The sequence below is a fragment of the Proteiniphilum sp. genome (assembly GCF_034331125.1).
Taxonomy (GTDB): Bacteria; Bacteroidota; Bacteroidia; order Bacteroidales; family Dysgonomonadaceae; genus Proteiniphilum; species Proteiniphilum saccharofermentans.
Genome location: NZ_JAXQGC010000046.1, coordinates 25,075 through 48,429 on the forward strand (window position 1 = coordinate 25,075; position 23,355 = coordinate 48,429).

Sequence of the window (23,355 nt, forward strand, 5' to 3'; positions counted from 1 at the left end):
CTTTAATCAATCTGAATTAAGGCACAAAGTTAGTGAACTTTTTCGATAAGTGAATACAGAGGCAAAACTTGTTTTGTCTGTTTTGTATAATGGATGTACCTTTGCACCGGAAAAATTTAGAGTCATTTCTGTAAACGGCGGTACATGTTTGAAACAATTACCAAGGGATTTCTTATTGGTTTGCTGGTCTCTGCTCCTATGGGACCTATCAATATGCTGACTATTCAGCGAACGCTTAACCGTGGTCGTTGGCACGGCTTTATGACAGGGTTGGGCGCCACTTTATCGGATCTGGTCTACGCCTTGATTACATTAGTGGGGCTAAGTTTTGTCGCAGATTTTTTTGATGAATATGAGCAGATTATACAGATACTGGGAAGCGTTATCCTTTTCTTTTTCGGTCTCAGGGTATTCCAATCGAATCCGTTGAGAGACTGGACGCCCAATAAATTACCTCAGGAGACGCGTTATCTCAAAGATTTTGTGTCGTCATTTTTGCTTACCTTTTCCAATGTAGCGATTATTTTAGTGTTGATAGGACTTTATGCCCGTTTCTCATTTAATCCTTTGGCGGATGGGAAAACTTTTTTTGTTGCCGGATTAATTGCATTTACTGCAGCCTTGTTCATTTGGTGGTTTCTTCTCACGACTATGGTTTCCCGGTTACGAAAACATTTTAACCGCAGAGGCCTGGTATTGCTTAACAGAAGCGTAGGAACCCTGTTGATGTTGCTGGGATTGGGAGGAATCATCCTGTTGCTGTTCCCCGGCTTCTTTTAATTTTTTATTTCAAAGAAAATTCATTTTAGTTTTTCACTTTCTCCGGCCTCTTCTTCCCCCACTCAGGTACATAGGCGCTTTTTACCATCCCACTTTCCCTCCTTTCCACTTTTAATTCATCCCTGTTTTCCTATCTCTATCACTTCAAGGTCCCTTATATTACCTTCGTCCAGTATAAAACGGAGAAGGGTACGTACTTGATGAAAGCCATATTTACCGGCAGCGCCGGGGTTCATATAGAGGCATTCCAGTTTCTTATCATACATTACTTTCAATATATGGGAGTGTCCGGTTATGAACAGCTTTGGAGGATTGGCTTTTAATTGGGACAGGACGGCAGGGTTATAACGGCCCGGATAACCGCCTATATGGGTGATCATTACATCTACCTTCTCGAGCATGAAACGCAATGTGTGGGGATAGGCACTGCGAACGGCAGTATCATCGATATTGCCATAAACGGCCCTGAAGGGTTTTAGGACTTCGAATTGCCGGGCCAGGGCGAGTGAGCCGATATCACCGGCATGCCATATCTCATCGCACGAAGCGAAATATGTTTCGAATTTTTCATCCCAATGGCCATGGGTATCTGAAAGTAGTCCTATTTTCTTCATTTTTTTTATTCGGTCAAAGTTATTATTTTTATACCATAATTCAAAAGGTATCGAATTCAAAATATGAACCATCCCACATATAAATACTTCAAACGTGATATCAGCTGGTTGTCATTCAACTATCGTGTACTGCTGGAAGCGAAAGACGAACGGTTGCCGGTGTATGAGCGCATCAAATTTCTCTCCATCTATTCTTCCAATCTCGAGGAATTTTATAAAATACGTGTTTCGGGATACCATAGTTCCCTGCTGGAAAGCATCAATCGCGATGAATCAGTGGAGGAAGCGATGAAGACTATTGTGCAGATCAACAAGGAGGTCACTGCTCAGGAAAAGGAGTATGATGATATCTTCAACAATATGATATTACCTGAATTGAAACGCAATGGTATCATACTTTATCAGACCGATAAGGTGGAGCCGTTCCATCAGGAATATGTGAAAAAGTATTTTAACGAAGAGGTATTTCCCTATCTGCAACCGATGATCATTCAGAAGGATGATATTCATTCGTTTATTCAGGATGCCCGCATCTACCAGGTGATCAGTCTGTTGAAAAAGAAGAAAAAGTCTGACAAGCTAGGATATACCTATGCCATCATGAAGATCCCCTATACCAAAATACCCCGGTTTATTCAACTTCCGTCGTATGAAGGCAATCATTATATCATGTTTATCGATGATGTGATCAAAGCGAATATGCAGAGTGTATTCCCCGGGTATGAAATTGTGGATTGCTTCAGCATTAAGATTTCACGTGATGCAGATTTCTCGTTAGAGGATGCAGATCAGAAAGATATTGCCGAGGAGATACTTCGCAAGGTGCGCAAGCGGAAGATAGGGGCTGTTACGCGGTTTCAGTATGATAAGAATATGCCGGATTATTTTCTTCAATACCTTTGTGAAGCCTATGAGATTGAAGAGGAGGAGCTACTTCCTTCAGGCCGTTATCTGAACAGGGCTGATCTGTCGAGCCTACCCAATCCGGTGGGTAATTCTTTGAAACAGCAACTCCCTCAACCGCTCAGGATCCCGGAACTGGAAACCAACAGCTCTATTTTGCGGGTACTACGGAAACAGGATGTATTGCTACACTTCCCCTACCAGTCATTTGATTATCTGCTGCGGTTCCTTCTGCAGGCAGCCTTCGATCCGAAGGTGCTGGAAATAAAGGTGACCCAGTATCGTGTGGCAGAGAATTCGGCCGTAATCAACAGTTTGATCAGTGCTGCGAAGAATGGTAAAAAGGTGACTGTCTTTGTCGAGTTAAAAGCCCGGTTCGATGAGATGAATAACTATTTAACCTCCGAGTTGATGCAACAGGCGGGAGTAAAAATTATTTACAGCCTGCCGGGGCTAAAGGTACACGCCAAACTGGCCTATGTGCGGAAGCGCAGTAACGACCCGGATGATCCTATAAAGGGTTATGCTTATCTGGGGACGGGTAACTTCAACGAGAAGACTGCCCGTATCTATTCCGATAAGGGACTGCTTACCTCCAATAAAGAAATCATCAGGGATATCGACGAGGTATTCAGGGTATTAGAGGGAAAACCCTATATGAATGACTTCAAGCACCTGTTGGTGACACAATTTAATATGCTCCCCGAGATTCATAGGATGATCGGACAGGAGATTAATCATGTGAAGAATGGTGGTATCGGTCATATCATATTAAAGATGAATAGCCTGGAAGACAGGGGAATGATCGATGCCCTTTATCGTGCCAGCGAGGCGGGGGTGAAGATCGACCTGATCATACGCGGAATCTGTTGTCTGGTTCCCGGACAGCCGTTCAGCCAGAACATCACTATTACCAGAATCGTGGATGCTTACCTGGAGCATTCGCGGGTTTGGTATTTCTTCAACGGCGGTGAAGAGGATATCTTCCTGACTTCGGCCGACTGGATGCAGCGCAACCTGCACCGGCGCATCGAAGTGGCTTTCCCCGTTTATATGGAATCATTGAAGCGGGAAATCATAGATATCCTCAAGATACAGCTTAAAGACAACCAGAGTGCGGTGTGGATCGATGAAAACCTGCAAAACGTCTTCAAACGGGATGCGGCTCCGGCTGATGCTCCTCCTGTGCGTGCCCAGCAAGCGATCTATGAGTATCTGAAGAAATCTACCGGACAGTAAGGTATATAAAATTTATAAGAAGCGGAAGGATAAAGGATTTGAACTGATAGCCCTATATCGACAATTGATGTATATTACCTGTTCAAATACTCTTTCGCAGTCAATACCGGAATTCGGGATGTTTTGAAATCTTTTTTATTCCGAGTGATAATAATATTCAGTTTATTCTCTAAGGCTGTATGGTATTGAATGGCATCTTCAAAATCGCGAAAATCGGATGCCAATGCAAGTTCTAAAATTTTATCCTCAAGTGGTAATATTTTTACGAGGAGTTTGAACTTTATCATCACTTTCCGGGCTTCATTTTCACTTAAATGTCTCAAAAGCAAATAATGTGTGTTCACAAAAGTCAGTGCAGATATAAATAACTTCACATCATTTTCATCAGCCAGAGTAAATAGTTCCTGTGCTTCCTGATAAAAGTTCTCACGCCTGCTTAGCAAGTCGACTACGATATTGGTATCAATTAGAAGATTCTCCATTAGGTGTATTTTTCTGCCAGATAATCCCTATAACTTTTACGCTCGTCGAGTTCCTCTGAAGGAATCACACCCGTCAGGCTTTCAACCAGTGGGCTAACCTTTTTAGATTGTTTATTATCTTTCTGTGTCAGAGAATTCAAATAGTTTTCTATGAGTTTGGATAAACTCACATTATTTTCTTTGGCGTATGATTTCGCATATTCAATGATATCCTTATCAATGTTTAATGTTAGTTTAGTAGTCATATTTTATACTATTTATTACGTGCAAATATAATTATTTATTACGTAATAAACAAATGATTCAAATAAAAACCCGTGCCGGAATCCCGGCACGGGTTTTAATATGATTGTTTCCGAAGAGGTGTTTATTCAGTAGCCTCCTGGAACAGATTTACACGTTTGTTGGCACTCAGTTTTTCGAAGTCTTCGCGTGAGCCGACTACCAGTTTGTCGAATTCCCTCTGGCCGGTTCCGGCAGGGATAAGATGTCCGCAGATCACGTTTTCCTTCAAACCATCGAGTGTGTCGGTCTTGCCGTTGATGGCGGCGTCGTTCAATACCTTGGTAGTTTCCTGGAACGAAGCGGCCGACATAAAGCTGGTCGTCTGGAGTGCTGCGCGGGTAATTCCCTGCAACACCTGGTTGGCAGTAGCAGGAACGGCATCGCGTGCTTCTACCGGTTTCAGGTCGCGACGTTTCAGCGAACTGTTTTCGTCGCGCAGCTTGCGAGCGGTAACGATCTGTCCCGGTTCGAACAGTTGGGAATCACCGGCACTGACAATCACTTTCTTGCCCCAGATGCGGTCGTTCTCTTCCATCATCTCGTTCTTGTCCACCAGCTGCTGTTCGAGGAAGCGGGTATCTCCCGGATCCACCACTTCTACCTTACGCATCATCTGGCGAACAATCACTTCAAAGTGCTTGTCGTTGATCTTCACACCTTGCAGACGGTAAACATCCTGAACTTCGTTCACGATATATTCCTGTACCGCAGTCGGCCCCTTGATAGCCAGAATATCCGACGGGGTGATGGCTCCGTCGGAGAGCGGCATCCCTGCACGTACATAGTCGTTTTCCTGTACCAATATCTGTTTGGAGAGCGGCACCATGTATTTCTTCACTTCTCCTGTCTTGGAGGTGACAGAAATCTCCTGGTTACCACGTTTGATCTTGCCGAAAGATACTTCACCGTCGATCTCCGCAACTACCGCGGGATTCGACGGGTTACGTGCTTCGAACAGCTCGGTCACACGTGGAAGACCTCCCGTAATGTCACCGGCTTTACCTACAGCGCGCGGTATCTTCACCAGCACATCACCTGCTTTGATCTGGTCTCCCTCGTTCTTTACGATGTGGGATCCAAGCGGCAAGGTGTAGGTACGCAGGATATCGTCGTTTTCATCCACGATATGTGCCGATGGTGCTCTGGTCTTATCTCGCGATTCGATAATTACCTTTTCCTTCAAACCGGTCTGTTCATCAGACTCAACCTTATAGGTGATATTTTCGGTGAAACTTTCGAACCGGATCTTTCCGGACGCTTCGGAAACGATGACTGCATTGAACGGATCCCATTCGCAGATCAGGTCACCTTTCGTCACTTTGTCACCCTGGTTGAAATAGAGTTTCGAACCGTAGGGGACGTTGTGGGCCAGCAGCACGATTTTGGTGTTGAGGTCTATAATACGCATTTCCACCAATCGGCTAACCACCACTTTGTAAGGCTTGCCTTCGGCATCAGTGGTCTCTACGTAACGGAGTTCGTCGAACTCGAGGGTACCGTCGTACTTGGTTACGACACTGTTTTCTGTAGCGATGTTAGAAGCGATACCTCCCACGTGGAACGTACGCAGCGTAAGCTGTGTTCCCGGTTCGCCGATGGACTGGGCAGCGATAACTCCTACTGCTTCGCCTCTTTGTACCATTCTACCTGTAGCAAGGTTTCTTCCGTAACACTTCGCGCAGACACCGTGCGATGATTCGCAGGTGAGTACCGAACGGATCTCTACCCGTTCAATAGGCGATTCTTCGATTTTCTTCGCTATATCTTCGGTGATCTCTTCCCCTGCGTTCACAATGATCTCCCCAGTGTTGGGGTGCTGCACATCGTGCACCGATACGCGTCCTAAAATACGCTCGTAGAGTGAGGCGATCACCTCGTCATTATTCTTGATAGCGGTAGCAACCAGGCCACGCAACGTACCACAATCTTCTTCGGTGATGATCACATCCTGCGACACGTCTACCAGACGACGGGTGAGGTACCCGGCATCGGCTGTCTTCAACGCAGTATCGGCAAGACCCTTACGGGCACCGTGGGTAGAGATGAAGTATTCGAGCACCGACAATCCCTCTTTGAAGTTCGCGAGGATGGGGTTCTCGATGATCTGTGCTCCTTCAGCGCCGCTCTTTTGCGGTTTCGCCATCAATCCACGCATACCCGACAGCTGGCGGATCTGTTCGCGCGAACCACGGGCGCCCGAGTCGAGCATCATATATACCGAGTTGAATCCCTGATCGTCTTCGGCAAGTTGTTTCATCAGGATATTCGAAAGCTTGGAGTTGATATGCGTCCAGGTGTCGATGATCTGGTTGTAACGTTCGTTATAGGTGATGAAACCCATATTGTAGTTATCCATGATCTGTTCCACTTCGGCATATCCCTCAGCGATAAGCTTTTCTTTTTCTGCCGGGATGATCACATCTTCAAGGTTGAATGAGAGTCCTCCCTTGAATGCCATGTAATAGCCAAGGTCTTTGATATCGTCGAGATACTGGGCTGTACGGGCTACACCGCAAGTCTTGATCACCTTCCCGATGATATCGCGGAGCGATTTCTTGGAAAGCAGTTCGTTGATATATCCTACCTCTTTAGGGATGGCTTCGTTGGTGATTACACGTCCCACACTGGTTTCGTGCATCTTGCGGATAGGGTTGCCTTCTTCATCGATGTCATCCACGATCACTTTCACCAAAGCGTGTACATCTACTGCACCTTCGTTATAGGCGATAATGGCTTCTTCTTCGCCGTAGAAGGTCATGCCTTCCCCTTTTGCGCCGGGACGGATCTTGGTAATGTAATACAATCCGAGTACCATGTCCTGTGAAGGCACGGTGATAGGTGCCCCGTTGGCGGGGTTGAGAATGTTATGTGATGCCAGCATCAGCAATTGTGCTTCGAGGATAGCCTCGTTGCCGAGTGGCAGGTGGACTGCCATCTGGTCGCCGTCAAAGTCGGCATTGAAGGCCGTACAGGCGAGCGGATGTAACTGGATGGCTTTACCCTCGATCAGCTTAGGCTGGAACGCCTGAATACCCAGACGGTGGAGGGTAGGGGCGCGGTTCAGCAGTACCGGGTGGCCTTTCATCACATACTCTAAGATATCATATACTACCGGTTCTTTCCTGTCCACGATCTTCTTGGCAGATTTCACGGTCTTGACGATACCTCTCTCGATGAGCTTACGGATGATAAACGGTTTATAGAGTTCGGCCGCCATATCTTTTGGCAGTCCGCATTCATGCATTTTGAGTTCGGGCCCTACGACGATTACCGAACGGGCCGAGTAATCCACACGCTTACCGAGCAGGTTCTGGCGGAAACGCCCCTGTTTCCCTTTCAAACTGTCAGAGAGTGATTTCAACGGACGGTTCGATTCGGTCTTGATGGCACTCGACTTACGTGAGTTGTCGAACAGCGAGTCTACCGCTTCCTGCAACATCCGTTTTTCGTTACGCAGGATCACATCCGGAGCCTTGATGTCGATAAGACGTTTCAGACGGTTGTTACGGATAATCACACGACGGTAGAGGTCGTTCAGGTCGGACGTGGCGAAACGGCCACCATCCAGCGGCACTAACGGACGCAGATCGGGCGGAATGACGGGGATCACTTTCATGATCATCCATTCCGGCTTGTTGATATTCTTCGATCCACGGAAAGCTTCTACCACCTGCAACTGTTTCAACGCTTCATTCTTGCGCTGTTGTGAGGTATCAGTGCTTGCACGGTGGCGGAGTTGGTGGGACAGCTTATCGAGGTTGATCCTCTCTAACAACTCGAGGATGGCTTCTGCCCCCATCTTTGCGATGAATTTGTTAGGATCGCTATCCTCAAGCAATTGGTTTTCTTTGGGCAGCGTATCCAGCAACTGGAGGTATTCATCTTCGGTAAGGAGATCCCTCTCTGCTACCTGGTCTCCCAATGCACCGGGTTGAATCACCACATATCTTTCATAATAGATAATGGAGTCTAGTTTCTTGGTCGGGATTCCCAGGAGATACCCTATTTTATTGGGTAATGACCTGAAATACCATATGTGAGCCACCGGAACCACCAGATGGATATGTCCTGTACGTTCGCGACGTACTTTTTTCTCGGTAACTTCCACGCCGCATCGGTCGCAGACAATACCTTTATAGCGGATACGTTTGTACTTTCCGCAGTGACATTCATAGTCTTTTACAGGCCCGAAAATCCGCTCACAGAACAGACCGTCGCGTTCGGGTTTATAAGTGCGGTAGTTGATGGTCTCGGGTTTTAACACTTCGCCGAAAGAATTCTCCAGAACCTGTTCAGGCGACGCCAGCCCAATAGTAATTTTTGAGAAGTTACTCTTTATTTTGTTCTCTTTTCTAAATGCCATATACTAATCAGTATAAAGAATTATTTTGTTTAATTTGCTAATAATTCAATCCCGATTTATCGGGATTAAATTATTGTCGATTAGTCGAGACTGACGTTAAGACCCAGTCCTCGCAACTCGTGGAGCAATACGTTCAACGATTCGGGGATTCCGGGCTGTGGCATCGGCTCACCTTTCACGATGGCTTCATACGCTTTGGAGCGGCCTACCACATCGTCTGATTTGACGGTGAGTATTTCCTGAAGGATATGTGCCGCACCGAATGCTTCGAGCGCCCAAACCTCCATCTCTCCGAAACGTTGACCCCCAAACTGTGCTTTACCGCCCAACGGCTGTTGTGTGATAAGCGAGTAGGGACCAATAGAACGGGCATGCATCTTGTCTTCCACCATGTGGCCGAGTTTGAGCATATAGATGATACCCACGGTTGCGGGTTGGTCGAAACGCTCACCGGTACCACCGTCGTAGAGATAGCTCTTACCGTATGCCGGTACCTTGGCCTTATCTGTCCAGGTGTTCAGGTCGTCGAGCGATGCTCCGTCGAAGATAGGAGTAGCAAATTTCACTCCCAGTTCCTGTCCGGCCCATCCAAGTACGGTCTCGAATATCTGTCCGAGGTTCATACGTGAAGGCACACCCAGCGGGTTCAGCACGATATCTACGGGTGTTCCGTCGGCAAGGAAAGGCATGTCTTCCTGACGTACGATCCTGGAAACGATACCCTTGTTACCGTGACGTCCTGCCATTTTGTCTCCTACCTGTATCTTCCGCTTTTTCGCCACATATACTTTGGCGATCTGCATGATTCCCGAAGGAAGCTCATCACCAATGGTAAAGTCGAAACGTTTCCGTTTCAATTCTGCATCCAGTTCCTTGTAGCGGTGCAGGTAGTTGATTACCGTAGTACGGATCTGCTCATTCTTTTGAGCATCAGCCGTCCATTTGTTCAATTGGATCGATTGGTAATCGATCTCGGCGAGCACCTTGTGTGTGAATTTTGCTCCTTTGGGAACAATATCCATATTGGTATAGTCTTTCACTCCCACAGAGGTTCTGCCTTCGGTGAGTGCAAGTAACTTATTGATAAGCACTTTCTTCAACTCTTCCATTTTGAGTTCATACTCTTCGTCGAGTTTGGGAAGAAGCGCTTTGCTGGAAAGTTTGGTTTTTCCTTTCTTGGATGCTTTCGAGAAGAGGTTGGTATGAATAACTACACCTTTGAGCGAAGGAGATGCTTTCAGTGAGGCATCTTTCACATCACCCGCCTTGTCACCAAAGATAGCGCGGAGCAATTTTTCTTCGGGTGAGGGATCGGATTCACCTTTCGGGGTAATCTTACCGATCAGGATATCTCCCGGTTTGATGCGTGCTCCCACACGGACAATCCCCCTTTCATCGAGGTCTTTGGTAGCCTCTTCACTTACGTTGGGAATATCGGAAGTGAGCTCTTCCATCCCCCGTTTGGTTTCACGTACCTCAAGCGAGAATTCTTCCACATGGATAGAGGTGAAGATATCTTCGCTTACCAGCCGTTCGTTCAATACAATGGCATCCTCGAAGTTGTAACCTTTCCACGGCATGAATGCCACTTTCAGGTTGCGGCCCAGTGCCAGTTCTCCGTTTTGCGTGGCATATCCTTCTGTAAGGATTTCCCCGGCTTTTACCCTTTGCCCTACTTTACATATAGGACGCAGATCTACGGTAGTATTCTGGTTAGTCTTCCGGAATTTAGGGATATTATAAGTCTTTACAGCATCTTCGAAGCTGGTAAATTCCTCTTCTTCTGTCCTGTCATATTTTATTTTGATGGTAGTGGCATCTACATAGAGGATTTCCCCACTTCCTTCAGCCATGATCTGGGTACGCGAGTCTTTGATGACCTGTCCTTCGATACCTGTACCTACGATAGGAGATTCGGTTCTCATCAACGGAACGGCCTGGCGCATCATGTTCGATCCCATCAATGCACGGTTGGCATCGTCGTGTTCAAGGAACGGGATCAGCGAAGCCGCGATAGACGCGATCTGCATGGGCGACACATCCATCAGTTCCACCTCTTCTGGGGCGATCACGGGATAGTCGGCATCCTGTCTTGCTTTCACACGCGGGTTGATGAAGTGGCCCTTGTCGTCGAGTGGTGCATTTCCCTGCGCGATCAGCTTGTCTTCCTCCTCTTCGGCGGCAAGATAGATGACTTCGTCGTTGTTGATATTCACCACTGCGTTCTCTACCTTGCGGTAAGGCGTTTCTATAAATCCAAGATCGTTGATCTTTGCGTAGACACAGAGCGAGGAGATAAGCCCGATATTCGGTCCTTCAGGTGTTTCTATCGGACAAAGACGGCCGTAGTGGGTGAAGTGCACGTCGCGTACCTCAAATCCGGCACGTTCACGCGAAAGTCCACCCGGTCCGAGCGCCGAGAGACGGCGTTTATGGGTGATCTCAGCCAGCGGGTTGGTCTGGTCCATGAACTGCGACAATGCATTGGTCCCAAAAAATGTATTGATGACCGACGAAATGGTTTTCGCGTTGATCAGGTCGATCGGGGTGAAAACTTCGTTGTCACGCACATTCATTCTTTCACGGATGATACGTGCCATACGGTTCAGACCTACTCCAAACTGGGTATACAACTGTTCCCCTACCGTGCGTACACGCCGGTTGCTGAGGTGGTCGATATCGTCCACCACGGCTTTGGAGTTGACAAGCTCGATAAGGTATTTGATGATCTCAATCATGTCTTCTTTGGTGAGGACACGTGTATCGACATCGATATCGAGATTCAGTTTTTTGTTGATCCTGTAGCGGCCCACGTCGCCCAGGTCATATCTTTTCTCCGAGAAAAAGAGATTGTTGATTACCTCCCGTGCACTGGCGTCATCGGCCGGTTCCGCACTTCTCAGCTGACGGTAGATGTGACGGATGGCATCGATTTCCGTATTACTCGGGTCTTTCTGTAATGTATTGTAAATAATGGAATAGTCGGAGGTGTTGGCCGTTTCTTTGTGCAAAAGGATAGAGGCGACACCCGATTCGAGGATATCGTCGATATGCTCCTGTTCCAGCACAGTTTCACGCTCAATGATCACCTCGTTCCTTTCGATGGAGGTTACCTCACCGGTATCTTCATCGACAAAATCTTCCATCCATGATTTCAGTACGCGGGCGGCTAACTTGCGCCCCAGCACTTTTTTGAGGTTTGCTTTATTCACTTTTACCTCTTCAGCCAGGTCAAAGATCTCAAGGATATCCTTGTCGCTTTCGAAGCCTATGGCACGTAGCAGTGTGGTGACCGGTAATTTCTTTTTCCGGTCGATATAGGCATACATCACATTATTGATGTCCGTGGCGAATTCAATCCATGATCCCTTGAACGGAATGATACGGGCAGAATAAAGCACTGTACCGTTCGCGTGGAGGCTCTGGCCGAAGAATACGCCGGGAGAGCGGTGCAATTGTGAAACAATTACGCGCTCGGCGCCGTTGATGACGAACGTACCTTTTTCGGTCATATAGGGAATAGTACCGAGATATACATCCTGGATGACAGGAGTAAAATCTTCGTGGTCGGGATCGGTACAATATAGATACAACTTTGCCTTCAGCGGGACACTGTAGGTGAGCCCTCTGTCTATACACTCGTCGATGGTATAGCGCGGAGGATCAACATAGTAATCTAAAAATTCAAGGACGAAGTTGTTTCGGGTATCTGCAATGGGGAAATTCTCCGTGAAAACCTTATACAATCCTTCATTCTTTCTACTTTCGGGGGGGGCGTCGAGTTGAAGGAAATCCTGAAACGATTTTAACTGTACCTCCAGAAAATCGGGAAAATCAAGCGGATTTTTAATCGACGCGAAATTGATTCTTTGATTGGCGTTATTTGAAGACATGGATGTGAGTTTTTGAACCTACTATATATTGACACAAAAGGTTAAGAATCTTCCGATAGAAGATTCCTAACCATATTAACCTAAATTAGGTAAATGTTATTTAAGTTCAACTTCTGCTCCAGCCTCTTCAAGTTGTTTTTTCAAAGCGTCTGCTTCGTCTTTTGTTACACCTTTTTTCAATTCGCTGGGAGCTCCGTCTACCAAGTCTTTGGCTTCTTTCAAACCAAGTCCGGTGAGTTCTTTAACTGCTTTAACTACAGCTAATTTTGCTGCACCTGCGCTCTTGAGGATTACATCGAATTCTGTTTTTTCCTCTGCAGCGGCTTCACCAGCTGCGGCGGGGCCTGCAGCAACGGCAACAGCTGCGGCTGCCGGTTCAATACCGTATTCGGTTTTTAAAATTTCAGCCAGTTCATTAACCTCTTTTACAGTCAGGTTAACCAAGTCTTCAGCAAATTTTTTTAAGTCTGCCATTGTTGTATTTGTTTAATTGATTACTAATTCTGTTTGTTGTAAAATTAAATTCAACCATCTTCGTCGGGCATAAATAGCCTGACTGGACAGTTATCTTTCCGACAATGTTTTCAATACTCCGTGGATAGTGTTGCCACCGGATTGAAGTGCGGAAATAACGTTCTTTGCAGGTGATTGCAACAGTGCGATCACATCTCCGATCAACTCCGTCTTGCTCTTGATGTTCACCAAATTTTGCAAGGTATCTGCTCCAACGAAGAAGCTTTCTTGCACGTAAGCACCTTTCAAAGCCGGAATTTTATCGGCTTTGTATTTATCAATAAGCTTGGCCGGAGAATTCGCCACGTTGGAGAACATAATGGCTGTATTTCCCTTCAAAATAGGATACAGTTCACTATAATCCCTGTCGAGCGATTCGAATGCTTTCTGCAAAAGGGTATTCTTCACCACTACCAGCTTGATCCCCTGTTTGGAACACTCCCTTCTTAAGTTACTTGTCTTCGCTGCATTGAGTGTAGCGATGTCAGTAAGGTAGAAGTTTTCATACTCCTGGAGATTAGCGGCTATCTGCTCTATTATCTGTTTTTTATCTTCCTTTTTCATACGATCTTCTCACTTTTTTAGTTGGATTCATCTGCCGATTTGGTGTCCACTTTAATACCCGGACTCATCGTACTGGAAAGATAAATACTCTTGATATAGGTACCTTTTGCCGCGGTCGGTTTTAATTTGATCAACGTTTGGATAAATTCTTTTGCGTTGTCTCGAATCTGTTCGGGCGTGAAAGATACTTTTCCAATAGAGGTGTGAATAATACCGGCTTTGTCTACCTTAAAGTCGATTTTCCCTTGTTTTACCTCTTTCACGGCTTTCGCCACGTCGGGGGTAACAGTACCGCTCTTGGGATTTGGCATCAGTCCCCGTGGCCCTAAAATACGGCCGAGGGCACCAATCTTACCCATGATCTGCGGTTGTGTGATGATTACATCCACATCGGTCCAACCACCTTTAATCTTTTCGATATATTCATCGAGTCCCACATAGTCTGCGCCGGCCTCTTTGGCAGCGGCTTCAGCTTCTGGAGAGCACAATACAAGAACTCTTACTTGTTTACCTGTTCCGTGAGGAAGGGATACAACCCCTCTCACCATCTGGTTAGCTTTACGCGGATCTACGCCGAGGCGTACATCGATATCTACAGAAGCATCGAACTTGGTGGTGGTAATTTCCTTCACCAGTGCTGCAGCTTCTTTTAGTGAATAGGTCTTTCCCTCTTCAATCTTGCTTAAAGCCAACTTTTGATTTTTTGTCAGTTTACCCATGTCTCAATTGAAGTTTTAATTGGTGATATTTTCCGGGAAATCCCCTTTGACTGCGATACCCATGCTCCGAGCCGTTCCGGCTACCATCCGCATCGCTGATTCAAGTGTGAAGCAGTTTAAATCGGGCATTTTTTCCTCAGCAATTGCCTTTACCTGTTCCCAGGTAACTTCCGCAATTTTCTTACGGTTAGGTTCTGCTGAACCGCCCTTTTGTTTGCTGACTTCTAAAAGCTGAATCGCAACCGGTGGAGTTTTAACAATAAAATCAAAAGACTTGTCGGTATAATAAGTGATTACCACTGGCAACACTTTTCCGGCTTTGTCCTGAGTTCTGGCATTGAATTGCTTGCAAAACTCCATAATGTTGATCCCTTTGGAACCCAATGCGGGTCCTACCGGGGGAGATGGATTTGCAGCTCCTCCTTTGATTTGTAATTTTAGTTGTCCGGCAACTTCTTTAGCCATTTTTTTGATTTTAATAAATTGGGGTTTTCGAAACACTTTAAAGAATTTACAGAATCTGCGTAACCAAATATCTGATTATTCTTTCTCTACTTGCATATAACCCAACTCGAGGAGTTGTTTTCTTCCGAAAATTTTCACCATCACCTTGAGTTTCTTCCTCTCTTCATTCACCTCTTCTACCACACCGGAGAAACTGCTGAAAGGACCTCCGATCACTTTCACGCTTTCGCCTACGTAGTATTTGGTATCCATTTCGTCGCCTGCCTCTTCCAACTCGTCCATCGTTCCGAGGATCCGTTTTACTTCCGACTCCCGCAAAGGTTGGGGATCAGTTGTGTTGGGTAGAAAGCCGGCAACATAATTGATATTCTTTAGTTCGTGAATTACCTCACCCGTCAGCTCTGCTTCAATAAGCACATAGCCGGGAAGATAAGCGCGTTCTTTCATCACTTTCTTTCCGTTGCGTATTGAGTAAGTCTTTTCTGTGGGGATGAGAACCTGAGAAATATACTTCCCCAGATCGGTCTTCTTCATCTCTGATTCAAGATACTCTTTGACTTTATTTTCTTTTCCACTAACGGAACGCAGTACGTACCATTTTTTTCTCTCATCAGTCATAGTTAGTCTCTTTCTTTCAGATTTTATAAAATACCGTAGAGAAGCTTTAATATCCACTCAAACAGAGAATCCATTCCGAACACTATCAGGGCAATTATAAGGGAAGCAATCAATACAATTACCGTGCTGCCGGAGAGTTCTTCTCTGGATGGCCAGGATACCTTATGAACCAATTCATTGTAGGAATCACTGAGATATGCAACTATTTTTTTCATTTAATTCGGATAGTTTTTTAGCACGGGTCGAGAGACTCGAACTCCCGACACCTGGTTTTGGAGACCAGTGCTCTACCAACTGAGCTAGACCCGTATATAAACCCTGCCTATTCCTTTCCTAGCAAGGTAAGGACATTGCAGGCAGGGTTTTAATATTTACTCTCCGACTTTATTCTCCGGAAAGAGTCGGAGTGAGCGTATTAATCCAGTAATTCGGTGATCTGTCCGGCACCTACGGTACGTCCACCTTCACGGATAGCGAAGCGGAGACCTACGTGACATGCTACGGGATAGATCAGGTCTACCTCAATGGTTACGTTATCACCAGGCATTACCATTTCTACTCCTTCGGGCAACTGGATTTCTCCGGTTACGTCGAGTGTACGGATGTAGAACTGCGGACGGTATTTATTATGGAAAGGAGTGTGGCGACCGCCTTCTTCTTTCTTCAGGATATACACCTCGGCTTTGAATTTAGAGTGAGGTTTCACTTTTCCGGGGTGAGAGATCACCATACCGCGTTTGATTTCGTCTTTGTCGATACCACGGAGCAACAGACCTACGTTATCACCAGCCTGTCCTTCGTCAAGGATCTTACGGAACATTTCCACTCCGGTGACAACCGACTTCTTGCCTTCTGCACCGAGACCAATGATCTGTACTTCTTCTCCTGTTTTGATGATACCTGTTTCGATACGGCCTGTAGCAACTGTACCACGACCAGTGATCGAGAATACGTCTTCTACCGGCATAAGGAACGGTTTATCCACATCGCGCGGAGGCAGCGGGATCCATGTGTCAACGGCATCCATCAGCTCCATAATTTTTTCTTCCCATTTGGGGTCTCCATTCAATCCACCGAGAGCAGATCCCTGGATAACGGGCGTATTGTCCCCATCGAAATTATAGAATGAAAGAAGTTCCCTTACTTCCATTTCAACCAGTTCCAACATTTCTTCGTCGTCTACCAAGTCCACTTTGTTCATGAAGACAACCAGCTTGGGAACGTTTACCTGACGTGCCAAAAGAATGTGTTCACGTGTCTGGGGCATCGGGCCGTCGGTTGCAGCAACTACGATGATAGCACCGTCCATCTGGGCAGCACCGGTAACCATGTTCTTCACATAGTCAGCGTGGCCGGGGCAGTCAACGTGTGCATAGTGACGGTTTGCAGTTTCATATTCAACGTGAGAAGTATTAATGGTGATACCTCTTTCCTTTTCTTCGGGAGCGTTGTCGATGGAATCGAACGAACGTACTTCAGAGAAACCTTTTTTTGCTAAAACGGTTGTGATAGCAGCCGTCAAAGTGGTTTTACCGTGGTCAACGTGGCCGATTGTACCGATGTTCACATGCGGTTTCGTCCGGGAAAAATGTTCTTTTGCCATAAAATATACTATTAATTAGTTTAAATAAATTATATATGCATTGTAATAAACAGTAAAACGCAAGAGACAGGACAATAAGCCTTTTCTTGAAATTCGTTGATCTATCTGTTTTGAGCCGATGGCGGGAATTGAACCCGCGACCTCTTCCTTACCAAGGAAGTGCTCTACCACTGAGCTACATAGGCGGAAAGAGCGTAATTCCCCGATAAGTATCGGGATTCCCTCCCGATTGGAGGTTCTTGCACGCTTCAGAGCCAGAGGACGGGACTTTCCGGTGATACCGGGATAATTTGCCACGAACCAGATTGTGCTCTCTTTCATTAAGAGCGGAAGACGGGACTCAAACCCGCGACCCTCAGCTTGGAAGGCTAATGCTCTATCAACTGAGCTACTTCCGCAATATTGATCCCGATGAACCGGGACAAATATTGATGATTTGTAGATTCCGATAAATCGGAACAGGTAATGCAGATTTGTTGATTAAATCAACTCATCATCAAATTATCACATCAAATCGGGTGGGCAGTGATGGATTCGAACCACCGAAGGCGTAAGCCAGCTGAGTTACAGTCAGCCCCATTTGGCCACTCTGGTAACTGCCCAACATTTCTTTTTTTATCTTTTCGAGCCTCTTGTCGGATTCGAACCAACGACCCCGAGATTACAAATCACGTGCTCTGGCCAACTGAGCTAAAGAGGCTTATATTCTTGAATTTAACCGCTTCTCTCCATATTTTAAGAGAGAAACGGTCGCAAAGGTAGTGATATTTTTTTTGATGCCAAAACTTTTGTCTGAAATTTTTGGCCTTATCTCTCCTTTTTTTCTTTGGTTTTGAAAATCTGTTTTTCGATTGCCACAACGCATAAGTCTATAGCTTCTTCGAAGGTGTCGGCTATTTTGTTGGCAAATGCCTCACTATGTCTGAGTTTCAATTTTACGGCTGCATCTTTGTTCTTTGCAGTCTCCGGTTTTACTACTTTCAGGATCACTTCTGCCAGGATGATATCATCGGAGAATCGTTCCAGCTTTTTGATTTTTTTCTCCACAAACGCTTTGAGTTGATCGGTCGCGTCAAAATTTACAGATTGAATTGTCAGTTCCATACTTTTCCTCCTTCATTTTTTTGCTCTGGGATGAGCGTATTGATATGCTTTTTTCAATTCTTCAAAAGTAACATGTGTATAGACTTCTGTAGATGCGAGGCTGGAATGCCCCAGTAATTCCTTTACAGCATTGATTTCGGCACCATTGTTCAGCATTTCAGTGGCAAAAGAATGGCGCAATACGTGCGGGCTTTTTTTAGCCAAGGTCGGGATGCTGTTGAGGTGATTGTGAATGACATTGTATACAAGTTTAGGATATAGGGGGTCTCCATCTTCCTTAACAAACAGAAAAGGGGATTTGTTCTCTATATCTGCATCCCTGGCAGCGATATATTCTTTCAGTTTTTCCTTTGTGGAATTGGAAAAAGGAATGATACGTTGTTTATTGCGTTTTCCTGTTACCCTTAATGTGCATGCTCCGAAATCTATGTCGGTATCCTTCAGGGCTATCAGTTCCGCCCGGCGCATGCCGGTCAGGTAGAGTAGCTCGACCAGGAAGCGGTCGCGGTGTCCCCGGAAATCATCGGAATATCCCAGTGGATCATCGATCACTTTTGTCATCTCCGGATCATTCACAAATGAGGGGAGCTTTTTAGCTACCTTTGGCCCTGTGACCGCTTCGGCAGGATTTTGTATGATTACACCTTTTTTTTTCAGGTACCGGAAAAAAGATTTTACCGCACTGAGTTTTCTGTTTACAGAGCGCGGTTTTATCCCTTGTTCCATGAGATGGCTCATCCATACACGGATATCGTCGCTATCGATGCGCGTTGGATCGAATGTGCTGTTTCCCTCAGTGATAAAATCCTCAAACTGAGTGAGGTCATCCAAATAAGAAATCTCCGTGTGGGAAGAGTAGTTCTTCTCAACACGGAGATATTGTATGAATTTTTCTTTCCACATTTCGTTAGTCCGTCGATGAACTACGAAAGTAAAGAAAATTTTTTGAAATCCGAAAATTTATTCTTCGTTTTGTTGCATTTGCTGCACATAAACGGCGTGTTGTTTACGTTTGCGTTTCTGTACCGAAGGTTTGATGAATGCCTGACGGCTACGCAGTTCTTTTACAACTCCGGTTTTCTCGTATTTACGTTTGAATTTCTTCAGGGCCCTTTCAATATTTTCGCCCTCTTTTAATTGTACTACTATCATATTTGTTGTTTGTTTAATTATTTCAATAAAATTGGACTATTTGAGTCACAAGTTCCTTGGTTTTCAATTCTCGCTATGGCATAATCCAAGTATACTTAGTTGTTTTCTACACTCGACAGAGGAAAAACTTGTTTTTACTCTGTACTCGCTTATCGAAAACATTCAAGCAGGCTTGACTCTGCTCATTTAGCTTAACGAAATAACTGCGGCTTCAGCGGTCAGTATTTCCTGCATACCGGACTGGACCCTTAATTCTCATCACCGCCCGTATACTTGCTTCCTGTTCAAACTTCAGTCCCCAGCACTGCAAATTTTTATTTCTTCTTTGCTCTGTTTCCGGTTGTACAATAACCTCCTCTCTGTTTCGGGCTGCAAAGGTAATAATAAAAATATAAATATCAATGATCTACGTGATAGTTTTTTTACAAGACTATCGCATTTCTCAAAAGGTAAGCCGTAGGTAATTATACGAGGATAGAAATGGGTTATTTTTCTTTTGTCTTTATGATTTTCAGAATAAGACCAAACTATACGATGTGCACAGTTTGTGAAAAACAAAAAAGCCGAAGAACATGAAAAAGTCATACTTTATCTGTTCTCCGGTTCTAATCTTTTCTGTTTAGTGAAGGAGGGTAATAGCTCCCGGGCCATAAACGAGAAACGGGATTATTTGGCGGGTGTGATCACTATATTGCGGAACTGTATGGGGCCATGGTCTCCCTGAAAATAAATCGGTCCCGGCTCAGCCTCGTTACTGTCGATGGCCCCACCCGTTATGCCGGGAATTTCCTGATTACTGATAATGGTGATTCCATTGGCTACAATCGTCACCATTCGCCCGATCAGTGTAATGTCGTATGTTTGCCATTCGCCGGGGCCTTTGGCTGCCATTTCACTTGGTGTAAGGAATCCGTACACGCCACCGAATGAATGGCTGTTGGGATGATCAGTAGGGGCATTGTCGAGGATCTGCACTTCGTAACGACCGCGCAGGTAAACCCCGCTATTACTATTCTTGTCGTACTTGAACTCGACATGCAACTTGAAATCGGTAAACTCCTGTTTGGAAATCAGGTTGGAGCCAGATTCCGGACTTATCAGCACTCCATCCTTTATTATCCACTGATTTTTCTTTCCGGAAGTCTTCCAGCCATCCAGATCCTTACCGTTGAACAATTGTATTGGCTCACCCCATTCCACATCTTTCTTTCCGGTCAGCCGAGGTGCCGGAACACCCGTAAAGGGATGTTTCTTCCCATTGACTTCGTGGATGATACCTTCAATCCGGTCTTTCGTTACGGTACCTTCTACACGTAAATCGTTATTGCTTCGCTCCCATTGTGGCGGAATGGCGAAATTGAATTTCCCATTGTCGAAATGGATTTTGGAAATCGGACGTGCGCTTCCACCCGTCGCGACAAATCGTCCGACCAGGGTTTCAAAACCCGATATTTCTACTTCCAACCACGAAGGTCTCTGTTTTCCACCTTGATCGACGGTGATATCCCATCTGCCCACCAATGTTCCGCCATCCACACTACCGGCTTCCGCCGGGGTCACCTGTGCATAACCGGAAACGGCAATCATACAACTGCTGGCAGCCAAACATATTACTGGTAATAATCTTTTGAACTTCATATTTTCTGTTTTATAGTGTATGTATTGTATCCCGTAAAGTTAATAAGTTTCCGGCAATTATTCGGTAAAAAGGGTGAGATTGTAACTTATTGTTCAGTATTATTTCAGCGGTTTCTATATTTCTGCTGTCTCCACTCCCCATTAAGTCAGCATATACCAGCAAGGGAGATACAGTATTTTTTTGTTTTATCTGTATTATAAAACAACTGGAGTATTTAAGTATTAAGTCTGAAAACAAAAACCGCAGTAAATCATACGTTTACTGCGGTTTGAAAATATTTGATTATCTATCTTGATGGGTCTTACTTGACCTCTTCAAAATCTACGTCGGTGACGTTGTCGTCGTTCGGTTGGTTGTTATCTTGCGACTGTGATCCTGCGTTGGCGCCTGGTTGCGGGCCGGCCTGGGCGTTGGTAGCATTGTACATATCCTGTGATGCTGCCTGGAAAGCTGTGTTCAATTCGGTGGTGGCAGCGTCGATACCTTCGAGGTTCTGCGCTTTGTGGGCTTCCTTCAGTTTGGTGAGGGCTGCTTCAATCGGCGCTTTCTTGTCGGCAGGTATCTTGTCGCCCAAGTCCGTTAACTGTTTTTCAGTCTGGAAGATCAGTGAGTCCGCATGGTTCAGCTTGTCGATGCGTTCCTTCTCTTTCCTGTCGGCTTCGGCATTGGCAGCAGCTTCCTCTTTCATCCGTTTGATCTCATCTTCACTCAGTCCTGAAGAGGCTTCGATACGGATCTTCTGCTCTTTACCGGTAGCCTTGTCCTTGGCGGAAACGCTCAGAATACCGTTGGCATCGATATCGAAGGTCACTTCGATCTGAGGTACTCCACGCGGTGCAGGCGGTATACCGTCAAGGTTGAATACGCCGATCTGTTTGTTGTCGCGTGCCATGGAGCGTTCACCCTGCAATACATTGATCTGTACGGAGGGTTGGTTGTCAGCCGCAGTCGAGAATGTCTCGCTCTTCTTCGTCGGGATTGTGGTGTTAGCGTCGATCAGCTTTGTCATCACGCCACCCAGCGTTTCAATACCAAGTGAAAGCGGGGTTACGTCGAGCAGAAGTACATCTTTTATTTCTCCTGTCAACACGGCTCCCTGAATAGCTGCACCAATAGCAACCACTTCATCAGGGTTTACTCCCTTATGCGGTTTCTTGCCGAACAGTTTTTCTACCATATCCTGTACGGCCGGGATACGGGTTGAACCACCCACAAGGATTACTTCATTGATATCGGAATTGCTCATTCCTGCATCCTTCATCGCTGTCAAGCAGGGCTGTTTACATTTCTGCAACAGGTCGTCGATCAGCTGTTCGAATTTAGCACGTGAAAGGGTTTTTACCAAGTGTTTTGGAATACCATTCACCGGCATGATGTAAGGCAGGTTGATTTCTGTACTGGTCGCACTTGAGAGTTCAATCTTCGCCTTTTCTGCAGCTTCTTTCAGACGTTGTAACGCCATCGGGTCTTTGCGGAGATCCACGCCTTCATCTTTCATAAACTCGTCTGCCAGCCAGTCGATGATACGATGGTCGAAGTCGTCACCACCAAGATGGGTATCACCATTGGTCGATTTCACCTCGAAAACACCGTCACCCAGTTCGAGGATGGAGATATCGAAAGTACCACCACCGAGGTCGAATACGGCCACTTTGGAGTCTTTGTTCTGTTTGTCGAGTCCGTAAGCCAATGCGGCGGCTGTCGGCTCGTTAACGATACGACGAACAGTGAGTCCTGCAATTTCACCGGCTTCTTTGGTAGCCTGGCGTTGTGCATCGCTAAAGTAGGCAGGAACGGTGATTACTGCTTCTTTTACTTCCTGTCCGAGATAGTCTTCGGCGGTCTTTTTCATCTTCTGCAAAATGATGGCGGAAATTTCCTGTGGCGTGTAAAGATGTCCGTTGATATCCACACGCGGGGTATTGTTGTCACCTCTTACTACTTTATAAGGTACACGCCCGATCTCTTTCTGTACCTGGTCGAAAGTCTCTCCCATGAATGTCTTGATGGAAGAAATTGTATTGTGGGGATTGGTAATGGCCTGACGTTTGGCAGGATCACCTACCTTACGTTCACCATTATCCATAAAGGCCACCACCGATGGTGTAGTCCGTTTTCCTTCATTATTTGGGATTACAACGGGTTCGTTGCCTTCCATAACGGAAACACACGAATTGGTTGTCCCTAAGTCTATTCCTATTATTTTTCCCATAATTTGTTGTTATTATATTTGTTTTCTTTTTTCTTTCTGTTTTAATCTGTTGTTCAAAAATCCGCCGTCCATCACCGGTTCTTTTTTGACTCATTATTTCTTTTTCAAATGTTATGCCAAATTTTCGAGGCTGGGATATTTCTGCCAATATGACGGTTTAATTTTATAGTTTAAGTAATCTTCTTTTTGAGAAATAATATCTACCTT

At 45.6% G+C, this 23,355-nt stretch carries 20 protein-coding genes and 5 tRNA genes; 2 read left to right on the forward strand and 23 right to left on the reverse strand.

Annotated elements, in window-relative coordinates; all coding sequences use genetic code 11:
• Positions 1 to 144: 144 nt before the first annotated feature.
• A complete protein-coding gene (locus tag U2P89_RS11325; RefSeq protein WP_091907187.1) occupies positions 145 to 780 on the forward strand; it encodes a LysE family translocator in 636 nt (211 codons plus the stop codon).
• A 116-nt stretch (positions 781 to 896) separates the two neighbouring features.
• Here U2P89_RS11325 and U2P89_RS11330 read toward each other — a convergent pair whose 3' ends face one another.
• Positions 897 to 1,394 (reverse strand): metallophosphoesterase family protein, encoded by a 498-nt coding sequence (locus tag U2P89_RS11330; RefSeq protein WP_313381914.1) that lies wholly within the window; start codon positions 1,392 to 1,394, stop codon positions 897 to 899.
• 63 nt (positions 1,395 to 1,457) lie between these two features.
• On the opposite strand from U2P89_RS11330, the gene ppk1 reads away from it, so the two are divergent.
• Positions 1,458 to 3,536, forward strand: coding sequence for a polyphosphate kinase 1 (ppk1, locus tag U2P89_RS11335; protein ID WP_322191456.1), 2,079 nt, complete (start codon positions 1,458 to 1,460; stop codon positions 3,534 to 3,536).
• A 74-nt stretch (positions 3,537 to 3,610) separates the two neighbouring features.
• Here ppk1 and U2P89_RS11340 read toward each other — a convergent pair whose 3' ends face one another.
• From U2P89_RS11340 to dnaK, 22 genes are all read right to left on the reverse strand, one after another.
• The gene (locus tag U2P89_RS11340) at positions 3,611 to 4,018 is read right to left on the reverse strand and encodes a type II toxin-antitoxin system VapC family toxin (protein WP_091907191.1); all 408 of its coding nucleotides are present in this window, start codon (positions 4,016 to 4,018) and stop codon (positions 3,611 to 3,613) included.
• The gene (locus U2P89_RS11345; protein ID WP_076931517.1) at positions 4,018 to 4,263 is read right to left on the reverse strand and encodes a DUF6364 family protein; all 246 of its coding nucleotides are present in this window, start codon (positions 4,261 to 4,263) and stop codon (positions 4,018 to 4,020) included. The genes U2P89_RS11340 and U2P89_RS11345 overlap by 1 nt, the downstream gene beginning before the upstream one ends.
• A 122-nt stretch (positions 4,264 to 4,385) precedes the next feature.
• Positions 4,386 to 8,666: a DNA-directed RNA polymerase subunit beta' gene (rpoC, locus tag U2P89_RS11350; protein WP_322191457.1), complete on the reverse strand. Its 4,281-nt coding sequence runs from the start codon at positions 8,664 to 8,666 to the stop codon at positions 4,386 to 4,388.
• Between the two features lie 80 nt (positions 8,667 to 8,746).
• Positions 8,747 to 12,559, reverse strand: a complete 3,813-nt coding sequence (rpoB, locus tag U2P89_RS11355; RefSeq protein ID WP_322191458.1) for a DNA-directed RNA polymerase subunit beta — start codon at positions 12,557 to 12,559, stop codon at positions 8,747 to 8,749.
• A gap of 96 nt (positions 12,560 to 12,655) precedes the next feature.
• On the reverse strand, positions 12,656 to 13,033 hold the full coding sequence (gene rplL / locus U2P89_RS11360) for a 50S ribosomal protein L7/L12 (protein WP_091907198.1): 378 nt from the start codon (positions 13,031 to 13,033) through the stop codon (positions 12,656 to 12,658).
• Positions 13,034 to 13,123: 90 nt separating this feature from the next.
• Positions 13,124 to 13,636: a 50S ribosomal protein L10 gene (gene rplJ / locus U2P89_RS11365; protein WP_076931513.1), complete on the reverse strand. Its 513-nt coding sequence runs from the start codon at positions 13,634 to 13,636 to the stop codon at positions 13,124 to 13,126.
• 17 nt (positions 13,637 to 13,653) lie between these two features.
• Entirely contained in the window at positions 13,654 to 14,355 is a 702-nt protein-coding gene (gene rplA, locus U2P89_RS11370) for a 50S ribosomal protein L1 (protein ID WP_092025155.1), read from the reverse strand.
• A 15-nt stretch (positions 14,356 to 14,370) separates the two neighbouring features.
• Positions 14,371 to 14,820, reverse strand: a complete 450-nt coding sequence (gene rplK, locus U2P89_RS11375; RefSeq protein WP_076931511.1) for a 50S ribosomal protein L11 — start codon at positions 14,818 to 14,820, stop codon at positions 14,371 to 14,373.
• A gap of 75 nt (positions 14,821 to 14,895) precedes the next feature.
• The gene (gene nusG, locus U2P89_RS11380; protein ID WP_076931510.1) at positions 14,896 to 15,438 is read right to left on the reverse strand and encodes a transcription termination/antitermination protein NusG; all 543 of its coding nucleotides are present in this window, start codon (positions 15,436 to 15,438) and stop codon (positions 14,896 to 14,898) included.
• A gap of 23 nt (positions 15,439 to 15,461) precedes the next feature.
• Complete coding sequence (gene secE, locus U2P89_RS11385) at positions 15,462 to 15,653, reverse strand: preprotein translocase subunit SecE (RefSeq protein WP_019538911.1); 192 nt, start codon at positions 15,651 to 15,653, stop codon at positions 15,462 to 15,464.
• 21 nt (positions 15,654 to 15,674) lie between these two features.
• Positions 15,675 to 15,747 (reverse strand) — tRNA-Trp (locus U2P89_RS11390).
• A 106-nt stretch (positions 15,748 to 15,853) separates the two neighbouring features.
• Positions 15,854 to 17,041, reverse strand: coding sequence for an elongation factor Tu (gene tuf / locus U2P89_RS11395; RefSeq protein ID WP_313381911.1), 1,188 nt, complete (start codon positions 17,039 to 17,041; stop codon positions 15,854 to 15,856).
• Positions 17,042 to 17,154: 113 nt separating this feature from the next.
• A tRNA-Thr gene (locus U2P89_RS11400) sits at positions 17,155 to 17,226 on the reverse strand.
• 140 nt (positions 17,227 to 17,366) lie between these two features.
• Positions 17,367 to 17,439: transfer RNA gene (locus U2P89_RS11405), tRNA-Gly, on the reverse strand.
• 121 nt (positions 17,440 to 17,560) lie between these two features.
• Positions 17,561 to 17,643, reverse strand: a tRNA-Tyr gene (locus U2P89_RS11410).
• Between the two features lie 24 nt (positions 17,644 to 17,667).
• Positions 17,668 to 17,741 (reverse strand) — tRNA-Thr (locus U2P89_RS11415).
• A 107-nt stretch (positions 17,742 to 17,848) separates the two neighbouring features.
• Complete coding sequence (hpf, locus tag U2P89_RS11420; RefSeq protein WP_076931507.1) at positions 17,849 to 18,145, reverse strand: ribosome hibernation-promoting factor, HPF/YfiA family; 297 nt, start codon at positions 18,143 to 18,145, stop codon at positions 17,849 to 17,851.
• Positions 18,146 to 18,157: 12 nt separating this feature from the next.
• Positions 18,158 to 19,048, reverse strand: coding sequence for a tyrosine recombinase XerC (locus U2P89_RS11425; protein ID WP_076931505.1), 891 nt, complete (start codon positions 19,046 to 19,048; stop codon positions 18,158 to 18,160).
• Between the two features lie 57 nt (positions 19,049 to 19,105).
• Entirely contained in the window at positions 19,106 to 19,297 is a 192-nt protein-coding gene (gene rpsU, locus U2P89_RS11430; RefSeq protein WP_076931504.1) for a 30S ribosomal protein S21, read from the reverse strand.
• A 666-nt stretch (positions 19,298 to 19,963) separates the two neighbouring features.
• On the reverse strand, positions 19,964 to 20,935 hold the full coding sequence (locus U2P89_RS11435; RefSeq protein ID WP_076931502.1) for a 3-keto-disaccharide hydrolase: 972 nt from the start codon (positions 20,933 to 20,935) through the stop codon (positions 19,964 to 19,966).
• 10 nt (positions 20,936 to 20,945) lie between these two features.
• Entirely contained in the window at positions 20,946 to 21,173 is a 228-nt protein-coding gene (locus tag U2P89_RS11440; RefSeq protein ID WP_076931501.1) for a type IV toxin-antitoxin system AbiEi family antitoxin, read from the reverse strand.
• A 64-nt stretch (positions 21,174 to 21,237) separates the two neighbouring features.
• Entirely contained in the window at positions 21,238 to 23,148 is a 1,911-nt protein-coding gene (gene dnaK, locus U2P89_RS11445) for a molecular chaperone DnaK (protein ID WP_091907204.1), read from the reverse strand.
• Positions 23,149 to 23,355: the final 207 nt, after the last annotated feature.